29 protein-coding genes are annotated in these 26685 nt (G+C 72.2%); 6 read left to right on the forward strand and 23 right to left on the reverse strand.

Annotated elements, in window-relative coordinates:
• Positions 1-3 precede the first annotated feature (3 nt).
• The gene (locus EXU32_RS09735) at positions 4-708 is read right to left on the reverse strand and encodes an ABC transporter ATP-binding protein (RefSeq protein ID WP_130629728.1); all 705 of its coding nucleotides are present in this window, start codon (positions 706-708) and stop codon (positions 4-6) included.
• On the reverse strand, positions 701-1549 hold the full coding sequence (locus tag EXU32_RS09740; RefSeq protein ID WP_130629729.1) for an ABC transporter ATP-binding protein: 849 nt from the start codon (positions 1547-1549) through the stop codon (positions 701-703). Before EXU32_RS09740 ends, EXU32_RS09735 begins: the two co-directional genes overlap by 8 nt.
• 209 nt (positions 1550-1758) lie before the next feature.
• Here EXU32_RS09740 and EXU32_RS09745 point away from each other — a divergent pair, with 209 nt between their 5' ends.
• The 3 genes from EXU32_RS09745 to EXU32_RS09755 all read left to right on the forward strand — a co-directional run bounded on the left by EXU32_RS09745 (position 1759) and on the right by EXU32_RS09755 (position 4726).
• The gene (locus EXU32_RS09745; protein ID WP_165399637.1) at positions 1759-2973 is read left to right on the forward strand and encodes a PucR family transcriptional regulator; all 1215 of its coding nucleotides are present in this window, start codon (positions 1759-1761) and stop codon (positions 2971-2973) included.
• Positions 2974-2983: 10 nt separating this feature from the next.
• Complete coding sequence (locus EXU32_RS09750) at positions 2984-4141, forward strand: pyridoxal phosphate-dependent aminotransferase (RefSeq protein ID WP_130629731.1); 1158 nt, start codon at positions 2984-2986, stop codon at positions 4139-4141.
• 87 nt (positions 4142-4228) lie between these two features.
• Positions 4229-4726 carry a murein hydrolase activator EnvC family protein gene (locus tag EXU32_RS09755; RefSeq protein ID WP_130629732.1) on the forward strand — a complete coding sequence of 166 codons (498 nt, stop codon included), beginning with the start codon at positions 4229-4231 and terminating at the stop codon, positions 4724-4726.
• 94 nt (positions 4727-4820) lie between these two features.
• Here the strand turns inward: EXU32_RS09755 and EXU32_RS09760 are convergent, their stop codons facing one another.
• The 9 genes from EXU32_RS09760 to rplS form a co-directional block, all read right to left on the reverse strand.
• On the reverse strand, positions 4821-5762 hold the full coding sequence (locus EXU32_RS09760; RefSeq protein ID WP_130629733.1) for a tyrosine recombinase XerC: 942 nt from the start codon (positions 5760-5762) through the stop codon (positions 4821-4823).
• Between the two features lie 87 nt (positions 5763-5849).
• Entirely contained in the window at positions 5850-7037 is a 1188-nt protein-coding gene (dprA, locus tag EXU32_RS09765; protein ID WP_130629734.1) for a DNA-processing protein DprA, read from the reverse strand.
• On the reverse strand, positions 7034-8581 hold the full coding sequence (locus tag EXU32_RS09770) for a YifB family Mg chelatase-like AAA ATPase (RefSeq protein ID WP_130631142.1): 1548 nt from the start codon (positions 8579-8581) through the stop codon (positions 7034-7036). Before EXU32_RS09770 ends, dprA begins: the two co-directional genes overlap by 4 nt.
• A 2-nt stretch (positions 8582-8583) precedes the next feature.
• Positions 8584-8961 carry a YraN family protein gene (locus tag EXU32_RS09775; protein WP_130629735.1) on the reverse strand — a complete coding sequence of 126 codons (378 nt, stop codon included), beginning with the start codon at positions 8959-8961 and terminating at the stop codon, positions 8584-8586.
• A gap of 106 nt (positions 8962-9067) precedes the next feature.
• Positions 9068-9382 carry a DUF2469 domain-containing protein gene (locus EXU32_RS09780; RefSeq protein WP_130629736.1) on the reverse strand — a complete coding sequence of 105 codons (315 nt, stop codon included), beginning with the start codon at positions 9380-9382 and terminating at the stop codon, positions 9068-9070.
• Positions 9379-10071, reverse strand: coding sequence for a ribonuclease HII (locus tag EXU32_RS09785; RefSeq protein ID WP_130631143.1), 693 nt, complete (start codon positions 10069-10071; stop codon positions 9379-9381). The genes EXU32_RS09780 and EXU32_RS09785 overlap by 4 nt, the downstream gene beginning before the upstream one ends.
• 89 nt (positions 10072-10160) lie before the next feature.
• On the reverse strand, positions 10161-10982 hold the full coding sequence (gene lepB / locus EXU32_RS09790) for a signal peptidase I (RefSeq protein WP_130629737.1): 822 nt from the start codon (positions 10980-10982) through the stop codon (positions 10161-10163).
• A gap of 108 nt (positions 10983-11090) precedes the next feature.
• A complete protein-coding gene (lepB, locus tag EXU32_RS09795) occupies positions 11091-11771 on the reverse strand; it encodes a signal peptidase I (protein WP_130629738.1) in 681 nt (226 codons plus the stop codon).
• A gap of 34 nt (positions 11772-11805) precedes the next feature.
• Positions 11806-12162 (reverse strand): 50S ribosomal protein L19, encoded by a 357-nt coding sequence (rplS, locus tag EXU32_RS09800; RefSeq protein WP_130629739.1) that lies wholly within the window; start codon positions 12160-12162, stop codon positions 11806-11808.
• Positions 12163-12349: 187 nt separating this feature from the next.
• Here rplS and EXU32_RS09805 point away from each other — a divergent pair, with 187 nt between their 5' ends.
• Complete coding sequence (locus EXU32_RS09805) at positions 12350-12709, forward strand: hypothetical protein (protein WP_130629740.1); 360 nt, start codon at positions 12350-12352, stop codon at positions 12707-12709.
• Positions 12710-12718: 9 nt separating this feature from the next.
• On the opposite strand, the gene trmD is transcribed toward EXU32_RS09805, so the two are convergent.
• The 5 genes from trmD to EXU32_RS09830 form a co-directional block, all read right to left on the reverse strand.
• A complete protein-coding gene (gene trmD, locus EXU32_RS09810) occupies positions 12719-13918 on the reverse strand; it encodes a tRNA (guanosine(37)-N1)-methyltransferase TrmD (protein ID WP_130629741.1) in 1200 nt (399 codons plus the stop codon).
• 3 nt (positions 13919-13921) lie between these two features.
• Positions 13922-14470 carry a ribosome maturation factor RimM gene (gene rimM / locus EXU32_RS09815; protein WP_130629742.1) on the reverse strand — a complete coding sequence of 183 codons (549 nt, stop codon included), beginning with the start codon at positions 14468-14470 and terminating at the stop codon, positions 13922-13924.
• Positions 14471-14564: 94 nt separating this feature from the next.
• The gene (locus EXU32_RS09820) at positions 14565-14807 is read right to left on the reverse strand and encodes an RNA-binding protein (RefSeq protein ID WP_055992297.1); all 243 of its coding nucleotides are present in this window, start codon (positions 14805-14807) and stop codon (positions 14565-14567) included.
• A gap of 1 nt (position 14808) precedes the next feature.
• On the reverse strand, positions 14809-15342 hold the full coding sequence (gene rpsP, locus EXU32_RS09825) for a 30S ribosomal protein S16 (RefSeq protein WP_130629743.1): 534 nt from the start codon (positions 15340-15342) through the stop codon (positions 14809-14811).
• Positions 15343-15568: 226 nt separating this feature from the next.
• The gene (locus tag EXU32_RS09830; RefSeq protein WP_130629744.1) at positions 15569-16030 is read right to left on the reverse strand and encodes an RrF2 family transcriptional regulator; all 462 of its coding nucleotides are present in this window, start codon (positions 16028-16030) and stop codon (positions 15569-15571) included.
• Positions 16031-16195: 165 nt separating this feature from the next.
• Here EXU32_RS09830 and EXU32_RS09835 point away from each other — a divergent pair, with 165 nt between their 5' ends.
• Positions 16196-17119 (forward strand): sulfite exporter TauE/SafE family protein, encoded by a 924-nt coding sequence (locus EXU32_RS09835; protein WP_130629745.1) that lies wholly within the window; start codon positions 16196-16198, stop codon positions 17117-17119.
• 42 nt (positions 17120-17161) lie between these two features.
• On the opposite strand, the gene EXU32_RS09840 is transcribed toward EXU32_RS09835, so the two are convergent.
• The 7 genes from EXU32_RS09840 to EXU32_RS09870 all read right to left on the reverse strand — a co-directional run bounded on the left by EXU32_RS09840 (position 17162) and on the right by EXU32_RS09870 (position 25738).
• Complete coding sequence (locus EXU32_RS09840) at positions 17162-18250, reverse strand: amidohydrolase family protein (RefSeq protein WP_130629746.1); 1089 nt, start codon at positions 18248-18250, stop codon at positions 17162-17164.
• A gap of 139 nt (positions 18251-18389) precedes the next feature.
• A complete protein-coding gene (locus EXU32_RS09845; RefSeq protein WP_130629747.1) occupies positions 18390-19031 on the reverse strand; it encodes an SDR family oxidoreductase in 642 nt (213 codons plus the stop codon).
• 99 nt (positions 19032-19130) lie between these two features.
• Entirely contained in the window at positions 19131-19931 is an 801-nt protein-coding gene (locus tag EXU32_RS09850) for an alpha/beta fold hydrolase (protein WP_130629748.1), read from the reverse strand.
• Positions 19932-19938: 7 nt separating this feature from the next.
• The gene (gene ffh, locus EXU32_RS09855; protein WP_130629749.1) at positions 19939-21558 is read right to left on the reverse strand and encodes a signal recognition particle protein; all 1620 of its coding nucleotides are present in this window, start codon (positions 21556-21558) and stop codon (positions 19939-19941) included.
• A gap of 37 nt (positions 21559-21595) precedes the next feature.
• Positions 21596-23950, reverse strand: a complete 2355-nt coding sequence (locus tag EXU32_RS09860) for a [protein-PII] uridylyltransferase (protein ID WP_130629750.1) — start codon at positions 23948-23950, stop codon at positions 21596-21598.
• Positions 23951-23963: 13 nt separating this feature from the next.
• A complete protein-coding gene (locus EXU32_RS09865) occupies positions 23964-24302 on the reverse strand; it encodes a P-II family nitrogen regulator (RefSeq protein ID WP_130629751.1) in 339 nt (112 codons plus the stop codon).
• Complete coding sequence (locus tag EXU32_RS09870) at positions 24299-25738, reverse strand: ammonium transporter (RefSeq protein ID WP_130629752.1); 1440 nt, start codon at positions 25736-25738, stop codon at positions 24299-24301. Before EXU32_RS09870 ends, EXU32_RS09865 begins: the two co-directional genes overlap by 4 nt.
• A 202-nt stretch (positions 25739-25940) precedes the next feature.
• Here EXU32_RS09870 and EXU32_RS09875 point away from each other — a divergent pair, with 202 nt between their 5' ends.
• A complete protein-coding gene (locus EXU32_RS09875; RefSeq protein ID WP_130629753.1) occupies positions 25941-26672 on the forward strand; it encodes a DUF4333 domain-containing protein in 732 nt (243 codons plus the stop codon).
• Positions 26673-26685: the final 13 nt, after the last annotated feature.

The following is a 26685-nucleotide window of genomic DNA, read 5'->3' on the forward strand; positions in this document are numbered from 1 at the left end:
TTGTCAGTAGCCCAGGTAGGCGTGACGCAGGTTCTCGTCGGCGCTGAGGACCTCTGCGTCATCGCAGGCGATGACCTTGCCGAGACCGAGCACGATCCCGACGTCGGCGATGGACAGGGCGCTGCGGGCGTTCTGCTCGACGAGCAGGACCGAGAGGCCGTGCTCCTCCACCAGCTGCCGGATGACCCCGAAGATCTGGGCGCTGATCCGAGGCGCCAGACCGAGGCTGGGCTCGTCGAGCAGCAGCATCCGTGGCGTGGCGAGCAGCGCTCGGGCGATGACGAGCATCTGTCGCTCACCCCCGGAGAGGGTGTGGGCCAGCGCATGCGAGCGGTCACCGAGGATCGGGAAGAGGTCCACGACGTCCGAGACCGACAGCGGCTCCCGGTGCCTGGACCGGCCGAGGAGCCCCAGACGCAGGTTCTCGTCGACCGTCAGCTCAGTAATCACCCCACGCCCTTCCGGGACGTGGGCGAGCCCGGCCCGGGTCATCCGGTCGGCCGACATCCGGGTGATGTCCTGGCCGTCGAAGGTCACCCTGCCCGACTCCGGGCGGTGCAGCCCCGAGATGGTCCGCAGCAGCGTCGTCTTGCCGGCGCCGTTGGCGCCGAGGACGGAGGTGACCCGCCCCTCCCCCGCGACCAGGTCCACGTCCTGCAGTGCGGTGACCGGCCCGTACCTGCTCGTCACACCCTTGAGCTCAAGCACGTCCTGCTCCCTTGGTCGTCCCGCTCGCCTGCGCGTCACCGGGGGTGCGGGTGGGTGCGTCCTCGACCTCCGCGCCGAGGTATGCCTCCAGGACCACCGGGTTCGCCTTGATCTCCTCCGGCGTGCCACCAGCGATGACCCGACCGAAGTCGAGGACGGTCAGGCGGCCGCAGACGCGCATCACGAGATCCATGTGGTGCTCGACGAGGAGGACCGACACCTCACGAGAGAGGTCGAGGATGATGTCGCCGAGCTCGGTCATCTCCGTCTCGGAGAGGCCGGATGCGGGCTCGTCGAGCAGGAGTATCCGGGGCTCGGCGACGAGGGCCCGTGCGAGCGCAACCCGCTTGCGAAGGGGGTAGGGCAGGCTGCCGACGACGCGACCACCGAGGTCGGCGATCTCCAGCCGGTCGAGGACCTCGACGGCGCGCTCCTTGAGCGCCGCCTCGTCGCGTGTCGCCCGCGGGGCCGACAGGAGGGAGGAGAAGAAGCCTGTGCGGGCGTGCCGGTCGGCGCCGATGAGCACGTTGTCCTCGACGCTCAGCCGGTCGAAGAGGCCCAGGCCCTGCAGCGACCTCGCCACGCCGTGGTCGACGAGGTCGTGGGGCTTCCAGCCGGTGACGTCCTTGCCGGCGAAGTGGATCCGCCCCTCGGTGGGCGGGACAAACCCGCACGCGACGTTGAAGAGGGTCGTCTTGCCTGCACCGTTGGGGCCGATGACACCATGGACTTCTCCCGGACGGACGTCCAGGTGGACGCCGTCCAGGGCCACGACACCCCCAAAGCGGACGACGATGTCGTCCAACGTGAGCAGGGCCTGCTGATCGGTGGGGACCGTCACGCGGCATCCTTCCTCGAAGGGCCCGCACCACGGTGTGCGGGTGTGACGAGACTGACGGAGGATGCGTGACCCACACCATGGCGGCGTGCACAAAAGAGTTTGTGCATGCTGCCCCTCTGTTACCTTGGCCGCGGGAAGAGGGGCTGACAATCGGACACGACCGTGCGGGTGAGCCGCACGCGCCGCCCCCTCACGGAGATGGACCCTCGATGGACGAGACGCACCGCGAGCAGATGGCCAGGGCCGCCGCAGCCCTGCTCCCGAGGTCCAACTCGATCGCCGACGCCATCACCGACGAGCTGCTCGCCACCGAGGAGGCGTCCTACGGTTCGGCAGGCGATGCGGTCCGGGCCGACCTGCGTGCCAGCATCCGTGCCCACATCCGCTACGGCATCCTCATGCTGTCCGACCACACGGAGGTGCGCGGTGGAGCCGTCGATCTGTGGCGCGAGACCGGGCAGCGACGAGCCCAGCAGGGTGTGCCGGTCGCGGTCGTGCTGCATGCGTACACCCTCGGTACTCGCCTGCTGTGGGACGCGCTGGTCGAGAGTGGTCAGACCTTGGGCGTCGCTCCTGAGGTCCTCCTGAGCACCGGTCAGACCCTGTGGAGCGACCTCGACACCCAGTGCCAGATCGTCCGGGAGAGGTACCGTCGCGAGGAGCTGGTGCTGCACGGTCAGGACGCTGCCCGGGTGGAGGAGGTGCTCTCCTCGCTGCTGCAGGGGCGCGGCTCCGACCCGGAGTTCGCCGCCGAGGCGCGCCGCGTGCTCCGGCTCGACGCTGACTCCGAACTGCTGTGCCTCGTGTGGCTCCCCCGCCAGCCCCTCACCTCCGCCTCGCTGGCGAGCGAGCGCCTGCTGAACGCCGGGCACGCCTCCCACTGGTGGATGCACGGGGAGCATGCCGTGGGGATCGCGTCTGGATCGGCCGACAACTGGAGCCGGCTGCGTGCGGTCATGGCGCGCTCCGTGAGGGGCCGGGTCGGCACCGCCACGTGCCGGGAGGGCCTCACCGGGGTCGTCGCCGTCTATCACCATGCGCTGACCGCGGCCACCAACCTTCCCCCGTCGAGCGACGGCGTCGCCGACATCGTCGAGCAGCTGCCGGAGGCGATCGTCGCGGGGAGCCCGGAGCTGGCCTCCCTCCTCGTCGAGGAGACGATCGCGCCCCTGCTCCACCTGGCGGGTGCAACCCGTCAGGCGCTGCTCGAGACCCTCGGCGCCGCGGTACGTCACGGCGGGTCCGCGTCCGGGGCGGCCGAGGACCTCGTCTGCCACCGCAACACGGTCCTGTACCGGATGAAGCGCATCGAGGGCCTCACCGGCTACTCCTTCGAAGCTCCCCGCGACCGACTGATGCTCACTCTGGCCTGGCTCGCCATCCGAGGGGGCGAGGCGCTCGAGCCCGAACGCTCCACTCCGTAGGGTCGGGTCCATGACCGATCCCCTGGTGACCCGGATGCAGCCCTTCGCCGAGACGATCTTCGCCACCATGTCGGCGCTCGCCCTCGAGCACGACGCGGTGAACCTCGGCCAGGGCTTCCCCGACACCGACGGCCCGAGCGAGGTCCTCGGGGCCGCCCGTGACGCGATCTCGGGCGGGCACAACCAGTACCCGCCGTCGATCGGGATCCCGGCGCTCCGAGAGGCGATCGCCGAGCACCAGGCGCACCACCACTCCCTTCGCCCCGACCCGGCCGACGAGGTCCTCGTGACCACGGGCGCGACCGAGGCGATCGCCGCCTCGATCCTCGGTCTGGTCTCCCCCGGCGACGAGGTCGTCGTCATCGAGCCCTCCTACGACAGCTACTCGGCCGTCATCGCCCTCGCCGGCGGGGTCAAGCGCACCGTGCCGCTGCGCTGGCCGGATCTCGCCCTCGATGCCGACGAGCTGGCAGCCGCCTTCTCGGAGCGGACCCGGGTCGTCGTCGTCAACAGCCCCCACAACCCGACCGGCAAGGTCTTCTCCCCGAAGGAGCTCGAGGTCGTCGCCGACCTGGCCCGTCGCCACGACGCGTGGGTGATCAGCGACGAGGTGTACGAGCACCTGACCTTCGGGGTGGCGCACACCCCGATCGCGACCCTGCCGGGGATGTGGGAGCGCACGCTGACGATCGGGTCGGCCGGCAAGTTCTTCTCCGTCACGGGGTGGAAGGTCGGCTGGCTCAGCGGGCCCGCCGAGCTCGTGCGGGCCGCGCAGGTGGTCCGTCAGTACCTGACCTTCACCACCGCCTCCCCCTTCCAGCACGCCGTGGCGCACGCCCTGCGGATGGGGCCCCAGCCACTCGATGACCTGCGCGACTCGCTGCGCGCCCGGCACGACCTGCTCGTGACGGGCCTGAGGGCGGCTGGCCTCGAGGTGCGTCCCTCCCAGGGCACCTACTTCGTCGTCGCGGATGCCGCGCCGCTCGGTGTCACCGACGCACTGCAGTGGTGTCTGGACCTGCCGGCCGCTGCCGGCGTCGCCGCAGTGCCGGTCTCCGTCTTCTGCGACGACCCGAGCGAGACGGCCACGCTGGTGCGCTTCGCCTTCTGCAAACGCGACGAGGTGCTCCAGGAGGGGTGCCGGCGGCTGGCTGCCTTCACCGGCTGATCCACACGTCGGGCGGCCTCTGCGCCCCCGTCCACAGGTCGACCCCGGACCGCGCTCGCTCCTGACGAAGGGCGGACGCTGGGTCCCATGAGCACCACCCCCTTCCTCGCCCTCCTCGTCGCCGGGGCCCTCGTCGGCGGCCCACCACCCGCGACGTCCGGGAGCCGCTGGTCCTGGCCCGTGGGTGACGGGGACCGACCGGCGCTCGCGGCGCCCTTCGACGCGCCGGAGGAGCAGTGGGGTCCCGGCCATCGGGGCATCGACCTCGCGGCATCGGTCGGCGAGCGGGTCACGGCCGTCGACACGGGTGTGGTGACGCATCGCGGTCGCATCGCCGGCCGCGGGACCGTCACCGTGACGCACGCGAGTGGCGTGCGCAGCACCTACGAGCCGGTCGACTCGACGCTCCGGGTGGGCGACCGCGTCGAGCGCGGTCGGGGCATCGGCCGGGTCGGCGACGAGGCCGGCCACTGCGCACCGGCCACCTGCCTGCACCTCGGCGCCAAGCGGGGGGCGACCTATCTGGATCCACTGACCTTCTTCGGTGTCCGACGGGTCATCCTGCTGCCGGTGCCCTCGGTCTGACCTCCTCCACGCCGGTGGGGTATCGCCGGTGGAGGTATCGCCGGTGGAGGTGCACCCGCCGGCGAATCGTCCGCGCGTCGACCTCCACCCGCGGTCAGGCGCGGGGGTGGGCCTGCTCGTAGCTGCGGCGCAGGCGGTCGAGCGAGACGTGGGTGTAGATCTGGGTCGTCGCCAGGGACGAGTGGCCGAGCAGCTCCTGGACCATGCGCAGGTCGGCACCGCCCTCGAGCAGGTGGGTCGCTGCCGAGTGGCGCAGGCCGTGCGGTCCGACGTCCGGGGCGTCGGGGACGTGCGCCAGGAGTGCGTGGACGACCTCTCTCACCTGCCGCGGGTCCACCCTGCGGCCGCGACGGCCCAGGAAGAGGGCCGGCCCCGACGAGTCGGTGACCACCCTCGGGCGTCCCCGCTCGAGCCACTCCCCCAGCGCCTCGTCCGCCGGGACGCCGTAGGGGACGACGCGCTCCTTGCGCCCCTTGCCGAGGACCCGCACCACCCGACGGGACCGGTCCGCGTCGTCGACGTCGAGGCCGGTCAGCTCGCTGACGCGGATGCCCGTCGCGTAGAGCAGCTCGAGCACCGCGCGATTGCGCAGGTGGATCGGATCGTCGTCGTCCGCCGCGACCGCGGCGATGTCGAGCACGCTCGTCGCGCTCTCTCGGCTGAGGACCTCGGGCAGGGTGCGCTGGCGCTTGGGTGAGGCCAGCCGCAGCGCCGGGTCCGTCTCGACCCGTCCGGTGCGGCGTGCCCAGGCGAAGAAGGTCCGGACCGCCGCCGAGCGCCTCGAGAGGGTGGCGCGAGCGGCGCCGCCCGCAGCGAGCGTGCCGAGCCAGTCCCGCAGCTGGTGCAGGGTGATCTCACCGAGTGCGCGGCTGCCGTCGCTCGCGCACCAGGAGAGGCAAGCGCGGACATCGCCCGCATAGGCCCGGATGGTGTGCTCGGACCGGTCACGCTCCCGCTCCAGGTGGGTGACGAAGTCGTCGACGCAGCCAGCCACCCACGTGGGGGTCGCTGCTCGGGGGTGCGTCTGCGTGCTCACCCGACCACCGTCCCACGAGCCCGGGCGTACCTCGTGGACCGACCCGGTCGGAGCGACCCCGCTGGGCGCACCTCGTGGACCGACCCGTCACGAGGGTCCGGGCCCGCGGCGCCAGCCACCCTCCTCGTCCTGACGGGCCCAACCCTGCAAGGACATCACCGAGAGCTCGGCGAGCACCTCCTCCACGGGCAGGACGAGCTCGTGGGCCACGACTCCCGGGGAGCGTCCCGCACGAGCCCTGAGCAGGTCGTGGATACGTCGCTGGGCGGTGGTCATGGCGTCGAGCTCGCGCGCCGGGCCCAGCTGCTCGACCGGCTGCTCGAGGGCGTCACCGACCCGGGCGGCCAGGGCGAGGACGTCTGCGGTGTCGGTCACGAGGTGGGCGCGGGTCTTTTGGATCCACTCGTGGCAGCCGGCCGAGGACATCTGCGTCACGGGGCCGGGGACGGCCCCGACGGGCCGCCCGAGGGACTCGGCCCAACCGGCGGTGTTGAGCGAGCCCGAGCGCAGCCCCGCCTCCACGACGACGGTGGCCGCCCCGAGCGCCGCGATGATCCGGTTGCGAGCCAGGAACCGGTGGCGCATGGCCACCGTCCCGGTCGCGAGCTCGGTGATGACCACCCCGCGCTCGGCCACCGCGTCGATCAGGCGACGGTTGCCCTCGGGGTAGGCGCGATCAGGACCGCAGGGCAGCACCGCGATGGCAGGGCCGTCGACGGTCAACGCGCCCTGGTGGGCCGCGGCGTCGATGCCGTAGGCCGCACCCGACACGACGGTCCACGAGCGATGGGCCAGGCCCGCCCCCAGCTCGCGTGCGATGGCCTCGCCGTACCCCGTGCTCGCCCGGGACCCGACGACGGCGACGGCCCGGGCGGCAAGATCGGCGAGGCAGCCCTGCCCGCGCACGTGGAGCAGGTGGGGCTCGATGTCGGGGTGGGACAGGCACGTCGGCCAGTCGGCGTCACCGGGGATGACCACCCGCGCACCCAGACGGGTCACTCGGTCGAGCTCGGCATCGACATCGACGCCGGCCACATGGGCGCGGGCGCTGGCGCACCGGGGCAGGTCGCCGTCGACCAGGCGGTGCCAGGCCTCGACGTGACCGATGCTCATCACCTCGTCCAGCAGCTCTGCCCGAGCATCGCTGGTCCGCTCGCGGCGATGCTCCAGCACGCGCGACCACGCGACCCGGGCGCGGCGCTCGTCGGTCTCGACCTGCGCGTGCGCCCGCGCCACCTGCGCCGCGTCGGGCTGCGATCCACCCCGCCCGCTCATGCCGCCACCGCGCCCTGGGTCCGGTACATGAGGGCCAGACCCACGTCGGTCGGGCTCGGTGTCGGGCGGCCGTTGAGGTCGGCGCTCGTCCACGCCAACCGCAACACCCGGTCGTATCCCCGCAGGGTCACCTGCCCGAGGTCGAGAGCGCGGTCCAGCGTCGCGGTCGTGGCGGACGGGAGGCGCCAGGGGGCACGGCGCAGGACCGGCCCCGGGACCTGGCTGTTGAGCTGCCAGCCGTGCGCGGCCCACCGGCGGCTCTGAGCGGCCCGCGCCACGAGGACCCGCTGCGCCACCGCTGCACTCGAGTCCGACGGGGCCTCGTGCAGCTCGGCCAGGCTGACCTTGGGCACCTGCACCTGGATGTCGACGCGGTCGAGCAGCGGCCCGCTCAGCCGGGCCGCGTACGCGCGCCGCTCCGTCGGCCGGCACCGGCAGAGCAGGCCCTTGCCATGCCCCTCACCGCACGGGCAGGGGTTGGCAGCCAGCACGAGCTGCACCCGCGCCGGGTACACGACCTGCTCACGGGCGCGGGCGATGACGACCTGCCCCGACTCCAGCGGCTGGCGCAGCGCCTGCAGGACCGCCCCGCCGAACTCCGCCGCCTCGTCGAGGAAGAGGACCCCGTGATGCGCCTGTGACACCGCCCCCGGGAGCACCACGCCGGTCCCGCCGCCCACGAGGGCTGCGACGCTCGCGGAGTGGTGCGGGGCGACGAAGGGAGGTTGTCGGTCGATGCCGGAGGTCGGCACGGCACCGATGAGCGAGCGCACCGCGAGGGTCTGCAGGGCCTGCTCCCGGGTCAGCGGCGGCAGGATCGTCACCAGCCTCTCGGCGAGCATCGTCTTGCCCGACCCCGGAGGGCCGTTGAGCAGGACGTGGTGCCCCCCGGCCGCCGCGAGCATGAGCGCCGCACGCGCCTCGTGCTGGCCGGACACGTCAGCGAGGTCGACCCGCCGTGCCCCGCTCTCGCGACCCGCCGCAGCCGCTGGGGCGGCGACGGCCGCCGGGGGGAAGCTCCCGCCGCGCGCAGTCTGGCCGTAACCCCGCACCACCTCCTCGAGGGTGCGGGCGGTGCAGACCCGCAGCCCCTCGACCAGCTGGGCCTCCGCCACATCGTCGGGAGCGACGAGGACCTGCTCGCACCCGGCGCGCTGGGCCGCGAGCACGGCCGGCAGCACGCCGGCGACATGGCGCAACCGGCCGTCGAGGCCCAGCTCGGCCAGGTGGACGACGGGGCGCACCGCGTCGGCCGGCAGCTCACCGCAGGCGGCGAGCGCCGCCACCGCGATGCCGAGGTCGAAGCCGGTGCCGTGCTTGGGGATCGCCGCCGGTGACAGGTTGAAGGTCAGCTGCCGCGAGTTGAGGGAGAACCCGGCCGAGATGGTGGCAGCCCGCACCCGCTGAGGAGCCTGCCGCAGGGCCGTGTCCGGCAGGCCGCTGATCTCGAAGGCGGGCAGGCCCTGCCCCACGTGGCACTCGATGTCGACGAGATGACCGGCGATGCCGCGCAGGGCCACCCCTCGCGTCACGCCCACGCCCATCGTCACGCCCCCACGACGTGGTGGACGGCGTAGTTGCCCTCGTGGTCGCGGTGCAGGGCGACGATGTCGATCCGCACCCCGCGCGAGGACACCTGGTGCTCGGCGAGCCACCGCCCGGCGAGCCGTCGCAGGCGGGCCAGCTTGGCCCTGGTGATGGCCTCGATCGGCTCACCGAAGGCGCGGCTGCGCCGGGTCTTGACCTCGCAGACGACGACGGTGTCCCCGTCGCGCAGGACCAGGTCGATCTCTCCCGTGCTGCACCGCCAGTTGCGGTCCAGCACCACCATGCCGGCTCGCGTCAGATGGCGCTCGGCAAAGGCCTCACCATCGGCTCCCACGCTGGCCCGTGTGGGCTCGGCATCCGTCCTCGTGCGGGTCATCGGTGACCACCTCCGAGACCCAGTCAAGGGCCGCGCGGTGCTCGTCGGGTGCCACCTCGCGACGCTGTGGACGACGGGCGGTGCACCGGCGGGGGATGTGGACGGGCTAGAAGCCGCCCTCTGGCATCTCGAGCTCGGACTTGGCCAGCTCCTCGACGTTGACGTCCTTGAAGGTGACCACCCGCACCTGCTTGGCAAAGCGTGCCGGACGGTAGATGTCCCACACCCAGGCGTCCTGCATCGTCACCTCGAAGTAGACCTCGGCGCCCTCGCCGCGCACCGTGACGTCCACGCTGTTGGCCAGGTAGAAGCGTCGCTCGGTCTCGACGACGTGGCTGAAGAGGTGCACGACGTCCCGGTACTCGCGGTAGAGCGCCAGCTCCATCTCGGTCTCGTACTTCTCAAGGTCCTCCGAGCTCACCTGGACCTCCCTTCGCTCACCGTGCCGGCGAGGAGGTCATGGCCCTCGCCCGGTCGACCCTCATCATCTCCCACCGCGTCACTGCGGCCGCGCACCGGGGGCACTCCCGGGAGGGACCACGAGCGGCGGTGCTCGACGCAGGGCCCGTGCACCCTCAGGGCGTCCAGGTGGGCGCTCGCCGAGTAGCCCTTGTTGTCCTCCCAGCGGTAGTGGGGGTAGACGTCCGCGAGCTCGACCATCTGCTGGTCGCGCTCGACCTTGGCCAGGACGCTGGCGGCGGCGACGCTGCTGCAGCGCATGTCGGCCTTGATCATGGTGCGCACGGGCGGGGTCGAGGCGCCATCCCCCAGCCCCGCGAAGAGGCCGACCTCCTGCGGATCAGTCAGCCAGTCGTGGTTGCCGTCGAGAAGCACGAGGTCGGGGACGACGTCCAGCTGCGCCAGGGCGCGGGTCCCCGCGAGCCGCAGCGCGGCGATGATGCCGATCTCGTCGATCTCGGCCGGCCCGGCGTGGCCCACGGCGTGTGCGAGCGCCCACCGGCGCAGGCGCGGCACCATCGCCACCCGCGCGGCGGGCGTCAGCAGCTTGGAGTCGCGCACCCCGGCGGGGGCCGTGCGGCAGGTCTCGTCGATGACGACGACCCCCACGCTCACCGGTCCCGCCAGGGACCCGCGACCCACCTCGTCCATCCCGGCGAGCACGCGGTGGCCGGCACGCTGCAGCTCACGCTCGACGCGCAGGCTGGGGCGCCCCGGACGGGTGGCTCGACGGACGGTGGTCACGACGAGTGCGGCTCACGCACCGGCAGGCCGAGCGAGCGGTTGCTGCCGGCGTCCGGCACCTGGGAGAAGACGTCCTCGTGGGTCGACAGGCGGCCCGCGCGGTCGAAGGGCCACACGGTCACGACGGCCTTGCCGACGACGAGGTCGAGGGGCACGGATCCGTCGCTGCCGGTGCCGCCGGGGTCGTGGTAGCGCGAGTCCGAGGAGTCGCTGCGGTTGTCACCCATGACCCACATGCGGCCGCTCGGGACCGTGATGTCGAACTCCATGTCGCTCGGGTTGACGCCGGGCTTGAGGTAGGCGGACTCCTCGATGGGCTCGCCGTTGACGAGCAGTCGTCCCTCGGCGTCGCAGCACTGCACGTGGTCGCCCGGCATGCCGATGACCCGCTTGATGAGGTGGCCCTCGGAGGTGTCGGGGAGCAGGCCGACGAACATCATCGCGTCGCGCAGGCCGTTGAGCACCGCACCGCGGTTGGTCACCGGGGTCGGGCTGAGCCAGTCACCCGGGTCGGCGAAGACGACGATGTCGCCGCGCTTGAGCTCGAAGGGGCCCGGGGTCAGCTTGGACACCACGACCCGGTCGCCCACGAGCAGGGTGTTCTGCATGGACTCGCTGGGGATGAAGAAGGCCTGGATGAGGAAGGTCTTGACGACGAAGGAGAGGGTGAGGGCCATGGCGAGCACGACGACGGTCTCGCGCACCGCACCCCCCAGACGCGCTCCGACGCCCCGCTCGTCGCGGACTCGCTCCTCGCGGACCCGGTCCTTGTGGGAGTCCTCGGCCTCTGCGTGAGCCGAATCAGGATCGTGTGCCACGGGTCTCTTCCTCTAGCGCGCCCGGCAGGTCGGGCATCTCGGCCCCCAGTATGCGCGCTCCGGGCCCGCGCTGACGTGAGCCCGGGCGCCGTGTCCCGACCAACCGGCTCAGGAGCCGAGACCACCGATGCGGTCGAGGGGCCAGTACCGCCACGACACGTGGCCGACGACGTCGTCCACCGGCACCATGCCGCCGCCCGGGTCGCCGAGGTGGGCGCGGGAGTCGGCCGAGTCGCTGCGGTTGTCCCCCAGGACGAAGAGGCGCCCCTGCGGGACCACGACGTCGAAGGGGGCGTCGCAGGCACGGCTGCCGGGCGCCAGCCAGGGCTCGTCGACCGACGCGCCGTTGACGACGAGACCGCGCGCGGGCGTGCACGCCACGCGGTCGCCGCCGACGCCGGCGACCCGTTTGAGGAAGTCCTGCTCCCCCAGGTCGATGGACAGTGCGGAGGCCGCGCCGGAGAGGACCCTGCCGATGAGTCCGTCCGAGACGAAGGGGGTGCGGTCGGCCGCGGCGAAGGTCGAGGTCCCGTCGAAGACGATGACATCGCCCCGCTCGACCTGCGAGGCACCGATCTTGGTGACCACGACGCGGTCCCCGGCAGCGATCGTGGGAGCCATCGAGGCGCTGGGCACGTGGAAGGACTCCATCACGAAGATCCGCACGAGCATCACGAGCAGCACTGCGACCGCGATCTCGACCAGGAGACGGCGGGCGGGACGCACGTCGACCCCCACCGGAGGTCCGGCGGGGGTCGAGAGGTCATGCTGGGCGGGCTCGGTCGACATCGGGGTCAGCCTACGGCCCGCAGGTGCAGGTGGGTCAGCTCGCGGGGGTCTCGCGACGCTCGCGGATGCGAGCGGCCTTGCCGCGCAGGTTGCGCAGGTAGTACAGCTTCGCGCGACGGACGTCGCCACGGGTGGCGACCTCGATCTTCTCGATGACCGGGGTGTGCAGCGGGAAGGTCCGCTCCACGCCGACGCCGAAGGAGACCTTGCGGACGGTGAAGGTCTCGCCGATGCCGCCGCCGTGGCGGCGGATGACGATGCCCTGGAAGAGCTGGACACGCGAGCGGCTGCCCTCGATGACCTTGACGTGGACCTTGACGGTGTCGCCGGCCCGGAACTCGGGGATGTCGTCCCGCAGGGACGCCTTGTCGATCTCGTCGAAACGCTGCATGGCGCTTGTCGCTTTCCTGCAGACGCCACAGGCCGTCCGCCCTCGTCAGTAATGTATGAGGAGTCGCGCCCACCGCCGCGTGCCGTGGGTCGGGTCCGCACGAGGTGCGGGCCCTGGTCTCGGCACTCCCCCTGTGGCAGGGGCGGTGTCGTTGAGCGCGATGTCCGATTCTGCCAGAGGGGAGTGCGTGAGCAGAAATCGCGATGCCGTCCGGCCTCGGCCGCCCGAGGACGAGACGCCGACCCGCCACCCCGTGGGCAGCCTGCTGACGCTGCTGCTCATCGCTCCTGCAGCGGCCGTCCTCGCCTCGCGCGTCCACGGCCTCGTGGCGATCGACCGGCCCGGGGGCAGCCTCTGCAGCGGCACGGACCTGCTGTGGCCGATCGTGCAGCTCGGCCTGCCGGCCATCGCCCTGGTCATCGCGATCCCAGTCGCCCTGCTCTCCCTGGCCCACCGGGCCAGGGGATGGATGTGGCTGGCGGGTGCGCTCCTGGGCACGCTCGCCCTCGAGGTCGCCCTGCGCCTGTGGGTGCCCGGCTGCTCGTGAGCTCGCCCGTCAGGGACGCAGGCGACGGGTGAGATCGACCGTGCCGGGCCCCTCGCCGGGTCCCACGACGCGGTAGCCGGCCTTCTTGTAGAACTTCAGCAGACGCGGCTGGTCGGCGCCGGTGTTGAGCCACAGCGTGGTGACCCCTGCCGGTGCCAGCGCCTCGGCATGCGCGAGGAGAGCGCGTCCGAGACCGCGCCCCTGCAGGTCGGGAGCGATCATCAGTCGACCGATCTGCCAGGTGGTCGCTTCCTGCGGGTCGCGGCGCACGCGCACCGACCCGACGAGACGGCCGTGGGACCGGAAGAGGTGGGTGCTCCACTGCTCGAGGTTGTCGGCGACGGCGGCCTCGTCCTCCGCCGGGGCCCCCCACCAGTGCTGCTCCGGCGTCACCATCTCGATCCAGCAGGCCTTCTGCAGCACCGCCAGCTCGGCGGCGTCGGCCCGGCTGGCGACGGAGTGGTCGAGACCCGCGAGCTCCCTGGTCGTGGCCGCCACGCTGAGCAGGTCGGGACGGCGGGCGGCCGTGCGGGTCAGCCGCTGCTCGTGCCGCCACTGCGCGATGGCCGCGTGGTTGCCGCCGAGCAGGACCTCGGGGACGTCTCGCTCCACGCCGGCGGCGTCGGTCCAGGACGACGGCTTGGTGTAGATGGGGTACTCGAGCAAGCCCCCTTCGTGCGACTCCTCGACCAGGGACTCGGCGTTGCCGACGACTCCCGGCAGGAGCCGGCCGATGGCCTCGACCATGGCCAGGACGGCGACCTCGCCGCCGTTGAGCACGTAGTCCCCGAGCGAGACGACCCGCACCTCCATGCGGTCGGCGGCCCACTCGTAGACACGCTCGTCGATGCCCTCGTAGCGACCGCAGGCGAAGGCCAGCCACGGTGCCCCAGCGAGCTCCCTGGCCATCGTCTGGCTGAAACGCTCGCCACCGGGGCCGGGGACGACCAGCACGGGAGCAGCGCCCGTGCTCTCGTCCGCCGAGTCGAGCACGTGGGTGAGCGCCTCGCTCCACGGCTGCGGCTTCATGACCATGCCCGCTCCCCCGCCGTACGGGGTGTCGTCGACGGTGCGGTGCCGGTCGTGGGCGAAGTCGCGCAGGTCGTGCACGCGCAGGTCGATCAGCCCGTCACGTCGGGCCTTGCCGATGAGCGAGATGTCGAGGGCGTCGAGGTACTGGGGGAAGATCGAGACCGCGTCGATGCGCACGGCTCACTCCCCCTTCGCGTCGAGGTCGAGCAGCCCGGGGGGCGCGTCGACGACGATCCGCCCGCCCGCGGGGTCGACCTCCGGGACGATCTCCTCGACGAAGGGGACGAGCGCCTCCGAGCCGTCGGGACGACGCACCCGCAGCCGGTCCTGGGCGGCGCCGAGCTCCAGGGCGACGACCTCGCCGAGCACCGTCCCGGAGGGGTCGACCGCCTGCAGGCCCACAAGGTCCTCCTCGTACCAGCCCTCGTCGTCCTGCGTCGGGTCCGGCTGGTCCAGCGCCAGCACCAGCCGGGTGCCGCGCAGGGACTCGGCGCCCGTGCGGTCGGGGATGCCCTCGAAGCCCAGCAGCCAGACGCCCTGATGGACGCGGGTCGTCGCGAGCGTCAGCTGGCGGGGGACGCCGGACCCCTCGCTCGCGCGGGTGTCGAAGACGGTCCCGGGCACGAAGCGCGCCTCGGGGTCGTCGGTGTGCAGCTGCACGGTGACCTCACCGCGCAGGGCGTGGGGCTTGCCGATGCGGGCGACCACGTGGCCATCGGTGCGACTCATGCGGGACAACCTATGCAGCCGGGCCCCGACATGGCGAATGGCCGCCCTCCCCGTGGGGATGGCGGCCATTCGGCCACGAGGTGAGCGCCGGGTGTCAGCGCTCGCGGTCGGTGTCGACGATGTCGATCCGCACGTTGTCGCCGCCGCCGAGCGCACCGAGGACGGTGCGCAGCGCGGAGGCGGTCCGGCCGGAGCGCCCGATCACGCGACCGAGGTCATCGGGGTGCACGCGCACCTCGAGGATCTCGCCGCGACGCAGGTTCTTGCTCCGCACGACGACGTCGTCCTTGTGGTCGACGATGCCGGTGACCAGGTGCTCGAGCGCCTCGTCGAGCATCTCAGGCCTCGGTGGTCTCGGCCTCGGCCGGAGCGTCCTCGGCCGGAGCCTCGGCAGCAGCCTTCTCCTCGGCGGCCTTGGCGTCGGCAGCAGCCTTCTCCTCGGCAGCCTTGGCGTCGGCCGCCTTCTTGTCAGCGGCCTCCTTGTCGGCCTTCTTCTTCGCCGTGATGGCCTCGTGCTCGCCGGCCTCCTTGTCGGAGGACGCGAGGGCAGCCTCGTAGAGGTCCTTCTTGGAGGCCTTGGGCTCCTTGACCTTCAGGGTGCCCTCGGCGCCGGGCTCGCCCTTGAACTTCTGCCAGTCACCGGTGATCTTGAGCAGCGCGGCGACGGCCTCGGTGGGCTGGGCGCCCTGGGAGAGCCAGTGCTGGGCGCGCTCGCCGTCGATCTTGATGACCGAGGGCTCCTCGGTGGGGTGGTACTGACCGATCTCCTCGATGGCACGGCCATCGCGCTTGGCGCGGGAGTCCATGATGACGACGCGGTAGAACGGCTTGTGGATCTTGCCCATACGCTTCAGGCGGATCTTGACGGCCACGTGAGTGGTCCCTTCAGTCATGAGCACGGCGAGACCGTGCGCTGGTCGCACGGGGTATCGAGCTCGGGGTGTAGGCATCCGGCGCGCAGGAGAGATCACCGGCGCGGACGGGTACGCAGGGGATTCTTCCACGGGGGCGCCGCAGGGCCAAAACAGCGACGGCGGACACGCACCAGCACGAAGGGGGGAGGTCGCCGCCGCGGTGGCCTCCCCCCTTCGTCGTCGGTCAGCGGTTCTCCCAGGCCCCGGGGGCGGCGACGGCGGTCCGGACCGCAGCGGGGAAGTCGCCCGCGAGCACGTCGGCGAGGCTCGTGCCGTCGAGGACCGACCGGACGCTGGAGCGCACCGCGACCCACAGCGTCGGCAGGTGCGTGGCCGCGCCGTCGTAGCTGGTCGCCTGCGGCCGCTCCCCGCGGACCTCGGCGAGGGGGCCGTCGACGGCCCGGATGACGTCACCGACCGCGATCCCGCTCGCCGGCCGCGCGAGCAGGTACCCGCCGCTGGCCCCCATGCGGCTCGTCACGAGCTCCGCGCGACGCAGGTCGGCGAGGATCGCCTCGAGGAACTTGCGCGGCAGGTCCTGATCGGCGGCCAGCCGCACGACGGAGACCGGTGTCCCCCCTTCGCCGGAGGCCGCGAGGGTCAGCATCGCGCGGACGGCGTAGTCCGACCGGGCAGAGATGTCCATGCCCCCCAGTATCCCGGCTCGCAGCCGTCGCGATCGCCCACGTCGTGAGACATAACGCGGCGTTACTTGACCCATAAGCAGATGTTGGATCAAACTCCTGCACAACAGGTGGGAGATCCTCTCGCCCGTCGCGCCGCACACTCCTCACGGAAAAGAGTCCTCCGTATGCGCAAGCTCGTCCTCCTGGCCATCGTGGGCCTGCTCGCCCAGCTCGTCGACGGGTCGCTCGGCATGGCCTACGGCGTCACGACGACCACCCTCCTGCTCGCCATCGGCACCAACCCGGTCGCCGCCTCGGCGACCGTGCACCTCGCCGAGATCGGGACGACCCTCGTCTCGGGTGCCTCGCACTGGCGCTTCGGCAACGTCGACTGGCCCGTGGTGCTCAAGATCGGTGTCCCGGGCGCCCTCGGGTCCTTCGCCGGCGCCACCTTCCTCGCCAGCCTCGACACCTCGACCGCCAAGCCGCTGATGTCCGGGATCCTGCTGGCGCTCGGCCTGTACGTCCTGGTCCGCTTCACCTTCAAGGGCCTGCGCAAGGACCGCCTCGGCACTCCACTGCGCAAGCGCTTCCTCACCCCGCTGGGTCTCTTCGGCGGCTTCGTCGACGCGACCGGTGGCGGCGGCTGGGGCCCGGTCGGCACACCGGCGATCCTCGCGAGCGGTCGGCTGGAGCCGCGCAAGGTCATCGGCTCGATCGACACGAGCGAGTTCCTCGTCTCCGTCGCCGCGAGCATCGGCTTCCTCGCTGCGCTCGGGTCCCAGGGCATCAACTTCTCGTGGGTGGCCATGCTCTTCGTCGGCGGAGCCATCGCGGCCCCGATCGCGGCTTGGATCGTGCGCACCATCCCCCCGCGCATCCTCGGCTCGCTCGTCGGCGGGGTCATCGTCCTGACCAATGCCCGCACGATCATCGGCAAGGACGGTCTGGCTCTCGACGGCGGCGCCACCTGGCTGGTCTACGCCCTCGTCTGGGTCGTCTGGGTCGGCGCCGTGCTCTACAGCCTGCGCGCCCACCGCGCCGAGGTGGCCGCGGAGTCGGCCGGCTCCGCCGAGCCGGAGCGCGAGCTGGTGGGCGACCCCGCCTGAGCCCACCGGCCCCCGGGATGTGGACGGCCGGGCGAAGGGGGGTCAGCGCCCCCCGACGCGCCTGCCCCGCAGGATCACGTGCTCGGGTGTGCCACAGGCCCGCACGTCCTCGCGGGGGTCCTCGGCGAGGACCACGAGGTCGGCGTCCTCGCCTTCGGCGATGGCGGGACGACCGAGCCAGGTCCGTGAGGACCAGGTCCCGGCGGCGAGCGCCTCCTGCGTGGAGAAGCCGGCCCGCACGAGCAGCTCCATCTCCTGGGCGACCAGGCCGTGCGGGAGCGAGCCACCGGCATCGGTGCCCACGTAGATCGGGACACCGGCGTCGTGGGCGGCAGCGATCGTCTCGAAGCGTCGCTCGTGGAGCTGCAGCATGTGGCGGGCGTAGTCGGGGAACTTGTCGGCAGCCGGGGCCGCGATCTGGGGGAAGGTCTCGATGTTGACGAGGGTCGGCACGATGGCGATGCCCCGCTCGGCGAAGGTCGAGATCGTCTCGGGGACGAGCCCGGTCGCGTGCTCGATGCAGTCGGTGCCGGCGGCCGCGAAGTCGGCGAGCGACTCCTCGCCGAAGCAGTGCGCCGTCACCCGCGCGCCCTCCTCGTGGGCGGCGGCGATGGCCTCGACGAGGACCTCGCGCGGCCAGCAGGGCGCGAGGTCCCCGACGCCGCGGTCGATCCAGTCACCGACGAGCTTGACCCAGCCGTCACCCGCGCGGGCCTCGGCCCGCACGCGGGAGACGAGCTGCTCCGGCTCGACCTCGTGGGCGAAGTTGCGGATGTAGCGCTTGGTCCGCGCGATGTGCCGGCCGGCCCGGATGATCTTGGGCAGGTCATCACGCTCGTCGATCCAGCGGGTGTCGGCAGGCGAGCCGGCGTCGCGGATGAGCAGGGTGCCCGCGTCGCGGTCGGCCACGGCCTGGGCCTCGCTCGTGGCGTCGTCGACCGCCCCGTGCGCGTCGAGACCGACGTGGCAGTGGGCATCGACGAAGCCCGGCAGGACGAACCCGCTCACGGTCTCGACGTCGCCGCTCGTGGGCGGGGTGAAGGAGACGACGCCGTCGATCACCCACAGCTCAGGGACGCTCTCGTGCTCGGAGATGAGGACCTCGCCCGTGACGTGCAGCACATCAGCCATGGCCCGAGGCTATCCGAGAAGCCAGGCCCACGGCCCCTGAGGAGCCATCCGAGAAGCCAGGCCCACGGCCCCTGAGGAGCCATCCGAGAAGCCAGGCCCACGGCCCCTGAGGAGCTCGCTCCGCGAGCGTCTCGAAGGGTCAGCCGATCGCGTCGTCGATGGGCGTGGACCCGTCGTGGAACTCGATGGTCCGTCGGCTGGTCGCGTTGGCGCGCAACGTCGCCGCGATGACGCGGGCGACATTGGCGCGCGACACCTTGCCGCTGCCCTCGCGGCCGACCGCGATCGATCCGGTGGGCGGGTCGAGGGTCAGCCCGCTCGGGCCGAGGACGGTCCAGTCGAGCTCGGTCGCGCGCAGGTGCTCGTCGGCGGCGGCCTTGGCCTGCGCGTAGGCGAAGAAGGGGGTGCTGGGATCCACGCCGTGGTCGGTGCCGGCACCGCAGTAGCTGACCATCACATAGCGCTGGACCCCGGCCTGCACCGCGGCGTCCATCGAGCGGATCGCCGCGTCCTGGTCGACCGCTCGGGTGCGTGCGGGGTCGCCGCCGCCAGCGCCGGCGGACCACACCACCGCGTCGTGACCGGTGATGACCTCGGCGATGCCAGCGACGTCGAGCTGCTCGACGTCGGCGACGACGGGGGTGGCTCCGGCCGCCTGGACCTCGGCGGCGTGAGCGGGGTTGCGGATGAGGGAGGTGACCGAGTGGCCCTCCTCGACGAGGAGCGGCGCGAGGAGCAGGGCGATCTTGCCGTGCCCGCCGATGACGACGATGCGAGACATGACGAGTCCTTCCGGTGTGAGGGTCCGGTGGGCGCCGGACACCTCCACCTCATCACATCGCGACGTCAGCGGTCAGACGAGATCAGCGGTCAGAGGAGATCAGCGGTCAGAGGTGATCAGTGCCCGCAGTGCGGCGACGGTCACCTCGGGCTGCTCCGAGTGGACCCAGTGCCCGGCGTCCTTGACGGTGACGTGCCGCATCCGCGGGAAGAGACGTCGCATCTGCGCCTCGTCCTCGTCGGTGACATAGCGCGAGCGGGCTCCCGAGAGCCACAGCACGGGCTCGTCGAAGGGGGGCAGCCCCGCGATCTCGTCCTGCGGCCACCCACCGATCGTGGCGATGTCCCGCCCGATGACCTCGAGGTTGGGCTGCCAGCGCCAGCCACTCCCTTCGCGTCGCAGGTTCTGCAGCAGGAAGGCCCGCACGCCGGCATCGGGCGCGGCCTCCTGCATGGCGGCATCGGCGTCGGCGCGCGACTCGATCGCGTCGAGGTCCATGGCCTGCATCGCGGCGATGTAGGTCTCGAACTCGGTGAAGCTCGTCGTGGCCGCCGGGGAGATGTCGACGACGCACAGCCGTGACACCAGCTCGGGGTGGCGCAGGGCGAGGAGCATCGCGATCTTGCCGCCCATGGAGTGCCCGACGACGACCCATGGCTCATCGGCGTCGATGCCGCGCAGCGTGTCCGCCACGATGTCTGCGTCGGCCACGTAGTCGAAGCGATCGGTCCACCCGGAGCGCCCGTGGTCGGGCATGTCCAGCAGCGTCGGGCGAGCGATGTCGGTCAGGCCCTTGGCGATCTGGGTCCAGTTGCGTCCCTGCCCGAAGAGCCCGTGGCAGAAGGCGATCCGAGGACCGGTGTCACCCGAGGAAACCGCGTGGAGGGTCGGGGAGCTCACGTCGATCTCAGCTGCCGCCGAGGAACTTCTCGAAGCCCTTGGGCAGCTGGCTCGGGTCGAGGTCGGCCGGCGGGCCTGCCGGACCGTCCGCTGCTCCCCCGCCGAAGGCCGCGCCGGCAGGGCCTGCCGGGCCGCGACCGGCTGCCCGCTCCGCGGCCTCGCGCTCCTGCTGGGCACGCTTGGCCGGGTTGCCGGACTTGCCCTTCTTCTTCGGCTGCTTGACCTGCTTCTTGCGGCCACCGCCCATGCCGGGCACCCCGGGCATGCCCGGCATGCCGCCGCCGCGGGCGAGCTGCTTCATCATCTTCTGCGCCTCGCCGAAGCGCTCGAGCAGCTGGTTGACCTCGGAGACGGTCACGCCGGAGCCCTTGGCGATGCGCGAGCGGCGCGAGCCGTTGATCTGCTTGGGGTGGGTCCGCTCGAAGGGGGTCATCGAGCGGACCATCGCCTCGACCCGGTCGAACTCGCGCTCGTCGAGGTTGTCCAGCTGGGCCGACATCTGGCCCATGCCCGGCATCATCTTGAGCATCGACTTCAGCGAGCCCATCCGCTTGAGCGCGGACATCTGCTGGAGGAAGTCGTCGAAGGTGAAGTCCTCGGCCGCGAGGAACTTGCGCTGCATCTCCTCGGCCTCGCCGGCCTCGAAGGCGCGCTCGGCCTGCTCGATGAGGGTGAGCACGTCACCCATGTCGAGGATGCGGCTGGCCATCCGGTCGGGGTGGAAGACCTCGATGTCCTTGGTCTGCTCACCCGTGGAGGCGAACATGATCGGTCGGCCCGTGGTCCCGGCGACCGACAGGGCCGCACCACCGCGGGCGTCGCCATCGAGCTTGGACAGGACGACACCCGTGAAGTCGACGCCCTCGGCGAAGGCCCGGGCGGTCTCGACCGCGGCCTGGCCGATCATCGCGTCGATGACGAAGAGGACCTCGTCGGGGTTGACCGCGGAGCGGATGTCCGCAGCCTGCTGCATCAGCTCGGCGTCGACCGCCAGGCGACCGGCGGTGTCGACGATGACGACGTCGTGCAGCTGGGACTGGGCGTGGGCGATGCCCGCGCGGCTGACCGAGACGGGGTCACCGAAGGAGCGCGTCCCCTCGCCCGAGTCGAGCACGGCATCGTGGCCGCCCATGTTGCCGCGCTCCGGGGCGAAGACGGGGACACCAGCGCGCTCACCGGTCACCTCGAGCTGCGTGACGGCGTTGGGTCGCTGCAGGTCGGCCGCGACGAGGAGCGGCGTGTGGCCCTGCTGCTTGAGCCATGCGCCGAGCTTGCCGGCGAAGGTCGTCTTGCCGGAGCCCTGGAGGCCGGCGAGCATGATGACGGTCGGCGGGCGCTTGGCGAACTGGATGGTCCGCGTGTTGCCTCCGAGGATCGTCACGAGCTCCTCGTTGACGATCTTGATGACCTGCTGGGCGGGGTTGAGGGCCCCGCTCACCTCGGCGCCGGTGGCCCGCTCGCGCACCGCGGAGGTGAACTCCTTGACGACGGGCAGGGCGACATCGGCGTCGATGAGGGCCATCCGGATGTCGCGGACGGTCTTGTTGACGTCGGACTCGGACAGGCGTCCCTTGCCGCGAAGGTTCTTGAAGGTCGCGGTCAGACGGTCGGACAGGCTGGTGAACACCCGGCCAAGGGTACTTGCCCGCGGGCACTCCCTTCGCTCAGGCGGTGTCGCAGGCGTCGATGACGGCCGAGACGGCCCGTCCCACCGCTGCCGGGGTCAGCTCCGCCCCCTGCTGGTCGGTCACGTAGAAGGTGTCGAGGGTCTGCCCGGCGAAGGTCGAGATGTGGGCCGACCGGATCCGCAGCCCCTCGTGCGTCAGGGCACGCCCCAGGTCGTGCAGCAGTCCCTCCCGGTCCTGCGAGCGCACCTCGAGGACGGTGGCGCCGCTGCCGGCGCTCGGCAGGACGAAGGCGCTGGTGCCGGCCGCGGTGAGCGGAGGCACCCCTCGCGCCGGGTCCGCCCGTCGTCTCGTCGACCCGGCCACGACGGTCCGGTCGCCCGCGTCGAGCCGGGCGAGCCCGGCCGTGAGCCTGCTGGCCTCGGGGGCGTCGCCGCCCGGGGACTCGACGAACCACTCGTCCACCGCGACGCCGTCGACGGTGGCGAGCCGGGCCCGGCGCACGGTCAGGCCGTGTGCGGCGAGGAGCCCCGCGGTGTCGGCGAAGAGCCCGGCCCGATCACGGCAGTGGACGGTCAGCGTCCACCCGCCCGGCCCGGGGTCGACCCGCACGTGCGCGCGACCGTCCCGCAGGTCGTCGAGTGCCGCCGGGTCCACGCTCGGGGAAGGGGGCAGCGGCGGAGGCTGCGGAGCACGGCCGGTCAGGCGCTCTCGCACCAGCCCGGTCAGCGAGTCGACCAGGCTGGCCCGCCAGTCGGTCCATGCGGTGGGCCCGGCCGCGCGCGCGTCGGCGATCGTCAGTGCCCGCAGCAGCTCGAAGGTCTGCGGGTCATCCCCCACGAGCCGGCACACGGAGTCGACGGTCGCCGGGTCGGCCAGGTCGCGGCGGGTGGCGGTCTCGATGAGGGTCAGGTGCTCGCGCACGAGCAGGACGACAGTTGCGCGCTCGTCCTCGGGCAGACCCCAGCGCCGCAGCACGCGATCGGCGAGGTCGGCCCCGGTGAGTGAGTGGTCGCGGGCCCCGGCGATCTTGCCGATGTCGTGCAGGAGGGCGGCGAGCAGGAGCAGGTCCGGCCGCGCGACGTCACGCCCGACGGCCGTGGCCTGCGAGACCGTCTCCAGCAGGTGCCGCTCGACGGTGTGCCGGTGGACCGGGTGGTGCTGTGGCCGGCCACGCACCCCCGTCCACTCGGGCAGCCACCGCTCGATCACGCCGACCTGGTCCAGCCCCTCCCACACCGTCGCCAGGCCGCGGTCCGCGGCCAGCAGGTCGGTGAGCAGGTCCCGGTGCTGCTGGTCCCACGGCTGCGCCGGGTCGGGACAGGCAGCGAGGTTGGTGAGCGTCTGCGGGGCGAGCGGCAGCCCGGCGCGGGCCGCCACCACTGCAGCGCGAAGGGGGAGGGTCGGGTCGATCCCGACGCGGCGGGTGGAGCCGAGGACCGCTTCGCCGTCGTGGACGAAGAGGCCGTACCCGAGGGGTGCCATGGTCGGGCGCCGAGGACCGACCCGCAGGGTGCGGGCCCGCTGGCTCTGCCCGGCTCGCCGCATCGTCGCCTCCAGCGCCCAGGCGATGGTGCGCGCCGACGTGGAGACCGCGGTGAGCAGCTCGTCCCGGTCGCCCAGGCCGAGCAGCGCCGCGACGGCGTCGTGCTCCTCCCGCAGGAGGCGATCGCGCCCGCGACCGGTCACGACGTGCAGGGCGTCGCGCACGTCGAGCAGCTGACCCAGGGCCGGGCCCACCGACCCGTGGGGCCGGTCGGTCAGCCAGGCCCTGGTCAGTGCGTCGAGCACCGTCACGTCCCGCAGACCGCCGAGCGACTCCTTCAGGTCAGGCTCGACCTGCTGGCTCAGCTCTCCGTGCCGGTGGTGCCGCGCGCGGACCGACTCGACGAACTGCGGCAACCGCGTGCGGGCACCTGACCGCCAGTCGTGGGAGACCGTCGCGCGCACCCCGGCGACGAGCTCCTCGTCGCCCGCGACGAGGGACAGATCGAGCAGGCCGACCGCGGCCGACAGGTCCTGACGGGCGATGTCGCGGCACTCCCGGCCCGAGCGGACGGAGTGGTCGAGGGAGAGTCCCGAGTCCCAGACCGGGTACCAGAGGCGATCGGCCATCGCGGTGAGGGACTCCCCCTTCGTCCTGCGGCCGTCGTGGACGAGCACGAGGTCGAGGTCGCTCAACGGGCCCGACGACCCGCGTCCGAGGGAGCCGACGGCTGCGAGCGCGATGCCCTCCTGCTCACCGACGGCACCGGCGTAGAGCTCGGTCAGCCAGGCGCGGGTCGCGTCGGCGATGGCGGTACGTCGCGCCGGGCCGGCACCCGGGAGGGTGAACTCCCGGGTGCCGGCGAGGTCGAGCCGGGTGGCTCGCAGGTCGTCTCCGATGGCGCTCATGGGGCAGCGAGGCTCAGATCGCCTCGACTCCCTTCTCCCCGGTGCGCACGCGCACGACGTCCTCGATCGGGCTGACCCAGACCTTGCCGTCGCCGATGCGACCGGTGCGGGCGGCTGCGACGACGACCGCGAGGACGCCCTCGACGTCGACGTCCTCGACGAGGACCTCCAGGCGGATCTTGGGCACGAAGTCGACGGTGTACTCCGCACCGCGGTAGACCTCGCTGTGGCCGCGCTGGCGGCCGAAGCCGCTCGCCTCGCTGACGGTCATGCCGGTGATGCCGTAGGCCTCGAGGGCCTCCTTGGTGTCATCGAGCTGGTGCGGCTTGATGATGGCTGTGACGAGCTTCATGAGGTGGCTCCTTCGGTGATCTCCTCGTGGTGACGAGCATCGTGCTGCAGGCCGCCGCTGGTGACGCCGACGCGCCCACCACGGGCGACGAGGTCGTACCCGGACTCCGCGTGCTCCCCACTGTCGATGCCGGCGACCTCGACGTCGTCGGCGACCCGCCAGCCCATGACCGCCTTGAGCGCCAGGGCGATGACGAGGGTGAGCACACCCGAGAGGAGCAGCGAGGCCAGGGCCACGACGACCTGGACGAGTGTCTGGTCGAGGCCTCCTCCGTAGAAGAGCCCGGTCTCGGTCGCGAGCAGGCCGGCACCGACGGTGCCCCACAGCCCTGCGACCAGGTGGACCCCGACGACGTCGAGCGAGTCGTCGTAGCCGAAGCGGAACTTCAGGCCCACCGCGAGCGCCGACAGGGCGCCGGCCACGAGGCCCAGGACGATCGATCCGACCGGCGAGAGCGCGCCACAGGCCGGCGTGATCGCCACGAGGCCTGCGACGACGCCGGACGCGGCACCGATGGAGGTCGCGTGACCGTCACGGACCCGCTCGACCACCAACCAGCCGAGGATGCCCGCGCAGGTGGCCACCGTCGTGTTGACCCAGACGAGGCTGGCGACGCCGTCGGCCGCGAGCTCCGACCCGGCGTTGAAGCCGAACCACCCGAACCACAGCAGCCCGGCACCGAGCATCACGAGCGGGACGTTGTGCGGGCGCATCGCGGTGCGGCCGAAGCCGATCCGCTTGCCGACGACCAGGGCGAGCACGAGACCCGCCATGCCGGCGTTGATGTGCACGACCGTGCCCCCGGCGAAGTCGATCGGCACGACCTTCGCCACACCGTCGGCGACGCCGAAGAGCTTCGCGGGGATGCCCCCTTCGGCACCGGAGAGCAGACCGCCGCCCCAGACCATGTGGGCGACCGGGAAGTAGACGATGGTGACCCAGATGGCCGTGAAGACCATCCAGGTGGAGAACTTCACCCGGTCCGCGACGGCGCCCGAGATGAGGGCGACCGTGATGATCGCGAAGGTCAGCTGGAAGCCGACGAAGAGCACCTCGGGGATCCAGACATCCGCGCCGAAGACGTCGATGACCGGCATGCCGTCGGCACCGACCGTCTTGGTCAGGCCCTCCACCGTGCTGGCCACGCCCCGGAGACCGAAGTTGTCGAAGGGGTTGGCCAGGATCCCGCCGATGTCGGAACCGCCGAAGGACATCGAGTAGCCCCACAGGACGTAGACGACACCGACGACGCCCATCGAGCCGAAGCTCATCATCATCATGTTGAGCACGGACTTGGCGCGAGTCATCCCCCCGTAGAAGAGCGCGAGGCCCGGGGTCATCAGCAGCACGAGTGCCGCGCAGATGATCATGAAGGCGGTCGCCGAGGGGTCGATCGTGGGTGGGCTCGCCGCGAGGGGCGCGATGGTTGGGCTCATGACGACAGACTGCGAGCGCGGCGTTTCGTCACGGGGCGCCGCACGTTACGAGGGTGTTTCGCCCGGGGCGGGCCGGTTAAGGCTGCGTGACACGGCCGGTCAGCGGCGAGCCGCGCGGGTGGCATACGGTGAGACCGCACGACACAACTGTCCCGGGGGGAACGCCTGTGCGGCCACTCCCGACGTACCAGCAGGGAGAACCATGAGCATGCCGCCCCCCGGCCCCGGGCAGCCGGGCCGCCCGCAGGGACAGCCCCACAACCAGCCGCCCTTCGGCCAGCAGCCGCCGTACGGTCAGCAGCCGCCTCAGCAGCCGCCCTTTGGTCAGCAGCCGCCGTACGGGCAGCAGCCTCCGGCGGGCTCCCCCTACGGCGCGCCGTACGGCACCGGCGGCCCTCCCCCGCGCAAGGGCGGCGTCCCCGTCTGGGCCTGGGTCGTCGGGGGTATCGCCCTGGTGCTCGTGCTCTGCCTCTGCGGTGGGATCGGTGTCGTCGCGCTCTCCGACGACGAATCGTCGAGCTCCTCCTCGACGACGACGCAGACGAGCACCACCGACCCGACCACGAGCGAGTCCTCGAGCACGAGCGTGCCGCCGACCTCGACCACCACGAGCTCGACGACCACGCCGACCCCGAGCTCGTCCGCGCCGCCCACTCCTGCAGGGTCCACGGCCAACACCAACACCTCGCTGAAGCTGCCCTCCGACGAGGTCGAGACGCAGATCGCCAAGGGGATGAAGGCCTACGGGCACACGAAGTCCGACATCAGCTGCCCGACCGACCTCGTGCTCGTGGCTGGCCGCAAGGCCTTCTGCACCGCGCCGGTGCCCGGCAAGAGCGGCACGACGTCGACCGTCACCGTCGAGGTCGTGTGGGCCGCCAACGTCGGCTCCGACACCCGCTACTACCTGAGCTTCCACCAGCCGCTGAGCTGAGTCGCTCGACAGC

The organism is Janibacter limosus (assembly GCF_004295485.1).
Classification (GTDB): domain Bacteria; phylum Actinomycetota; class Actinomycetes; order Actinomycetales; family Dermatophilaceae; genus Janibacter; species Janibacter limosus_A.

What these genes read in the sequence shown, in the direction of transcription:
- EXU32_RS09835 (WP_130629745.1), top strand. Translation starts at nt 16,196, where the DNA reads ATGCGCAAGCTCGTCCTCCTGGCCATCGTGGGCCTGCTCGCCCAGCTC.
- EXU32_RS09845 (WP_130629747.1), bottom strand. Translation starts at nt 19,031, where the DNA reads ATGTCTCGCATCGTCGTCATCGGCGGGCACGGCAAGATCGCCCTGCTC.
- EXU32_RS09785 (WP_130631143.1), bottom strand. Translation starts at nt 10,071, where the DNA reads ATGGACGAGGTGGGTCGCGGGTCCCTGGCGGGACCGGTGAGCGTGGGG.
- EXU32_RS09875 (WP_130629753.1), top strand. Translation starts at nt 25,941, where the DNA reads ATGAGCATGCCGCCCCCCGGCCCCGGGCAGCCGGGCCGCCCGCAGGGA.
- lepB (WP_130629738.1), bottom strand. Translation starts at nt 11,771, where the DNA reads ATGTCGACCGAGCCCGCCCAGCATGACCTCTCGACCCCCGCCGGACCT.
- EXU32_RS09840 (WP_130629746.1), bottom strand. Translation starts at nt 18,250, where the DNA reads ATGGCTGATGTGCTGCACGTCACGGGCGAGGTCCTCATCTCCGAGCAC.
- EXU32_RS09870 (WP_130629752.1), bottom strand. Translation starts at nt 25,738, where the DNA reads ATGAGCCCAACCATCGCGCCCCTCGCGGCGAGCCCACCCACGATCGAC.
- EXU32_RS09755 (WP_130629732.1), top strand. Translation starts at nt 4,229, where the DNA reads ATGAGCACCACCCCCTTCCTCGCCCTCCTCGTCGCCGGGGCCCTCGTC.
- dprA (WP_130629734.1), bottom strand. Translation starts at nt 7,037, where the DNA reads ATGAGCGGGCGGGGTGGATCGCAGCCCGACGCGGCGCAGGTGGCGCGG.
- EXU32_RS09745 (WP_165399637.1), top strand. Translation starts at nt 1,759, where the DNA reads ATGGACGAGACGCACCGCGAGCAGATGGCCAGGGCCGCCGCAGCCCTG.
- EXU32_RS09830 (WP_130629744.1), bottom strand. Translation starts at nt 16,030, where the DNA reads ATGGACATCTCTGCCCGGTCGGACTACGCCGTCCGCGCGATGCTGACC.
- rimM (WP_130629742.1), bottom strand. Translation starts at nt 14,470, where the DNA reads ATGAGTCGCACCGATGGCCACGTGGTCGCCCGCATCGGCAAGCCCCAC.
- EXU32_RS09775 (WP_130629735.1), bottom strand. Translation starts at nt 8,961, where the DNA reads ATGACCCGCACGAGGACGGATGCCGAGCCCACACGGGCCAGCGTGGGA.
- EXU32_RS09860 (WP_130629750.1), bottom strand. Translation starts at nt 23,950, where the DNA reads ATGAGCGCCATCGGAGACGACCTGCGAGCCACCCGGCTCGACCTCGCC.
- EXU32_RS09750 (WP_130629731.1), top strand. Translation starts at nt 2,984, where the DNA reads ATGACCGATCCCCTGGTGACCCGGATGCAGCCCTTCGCCGAGACGATC.
- EXU32_RS09820 (WP_055992297.1), bottom strand. Translation starts at nt 14,807, where the DNA reads ATGCTCGACGAGGCGCTCGAGCACCTGGTCACCGGCATCGTCGACCAC.
- EXU32_RS09770 (WP_130631142.1), bottom strand. Translation starts at nt 8,581, where the DNA reads ATGGGCGTGGGCGTGACGCGAGGGGTGGCCCTGCGCGGCATCGCCGGT.
- EXU32_RS09865 (WP_130629751.1), bottom strand. Translation starts at nt 24,302, where the DNA reads ATGAAGCTCGTCACAGCCATCATCAAGCCGCACCAGCTCGATGACACC.
- rplS (WP_130629739.1), bottom strand. Translation starts at nt 12,162, where the DNA reads ATGCAGCGTTTCGACGAGATCGACAAGGCGTCCCTGCGGGACGACATC.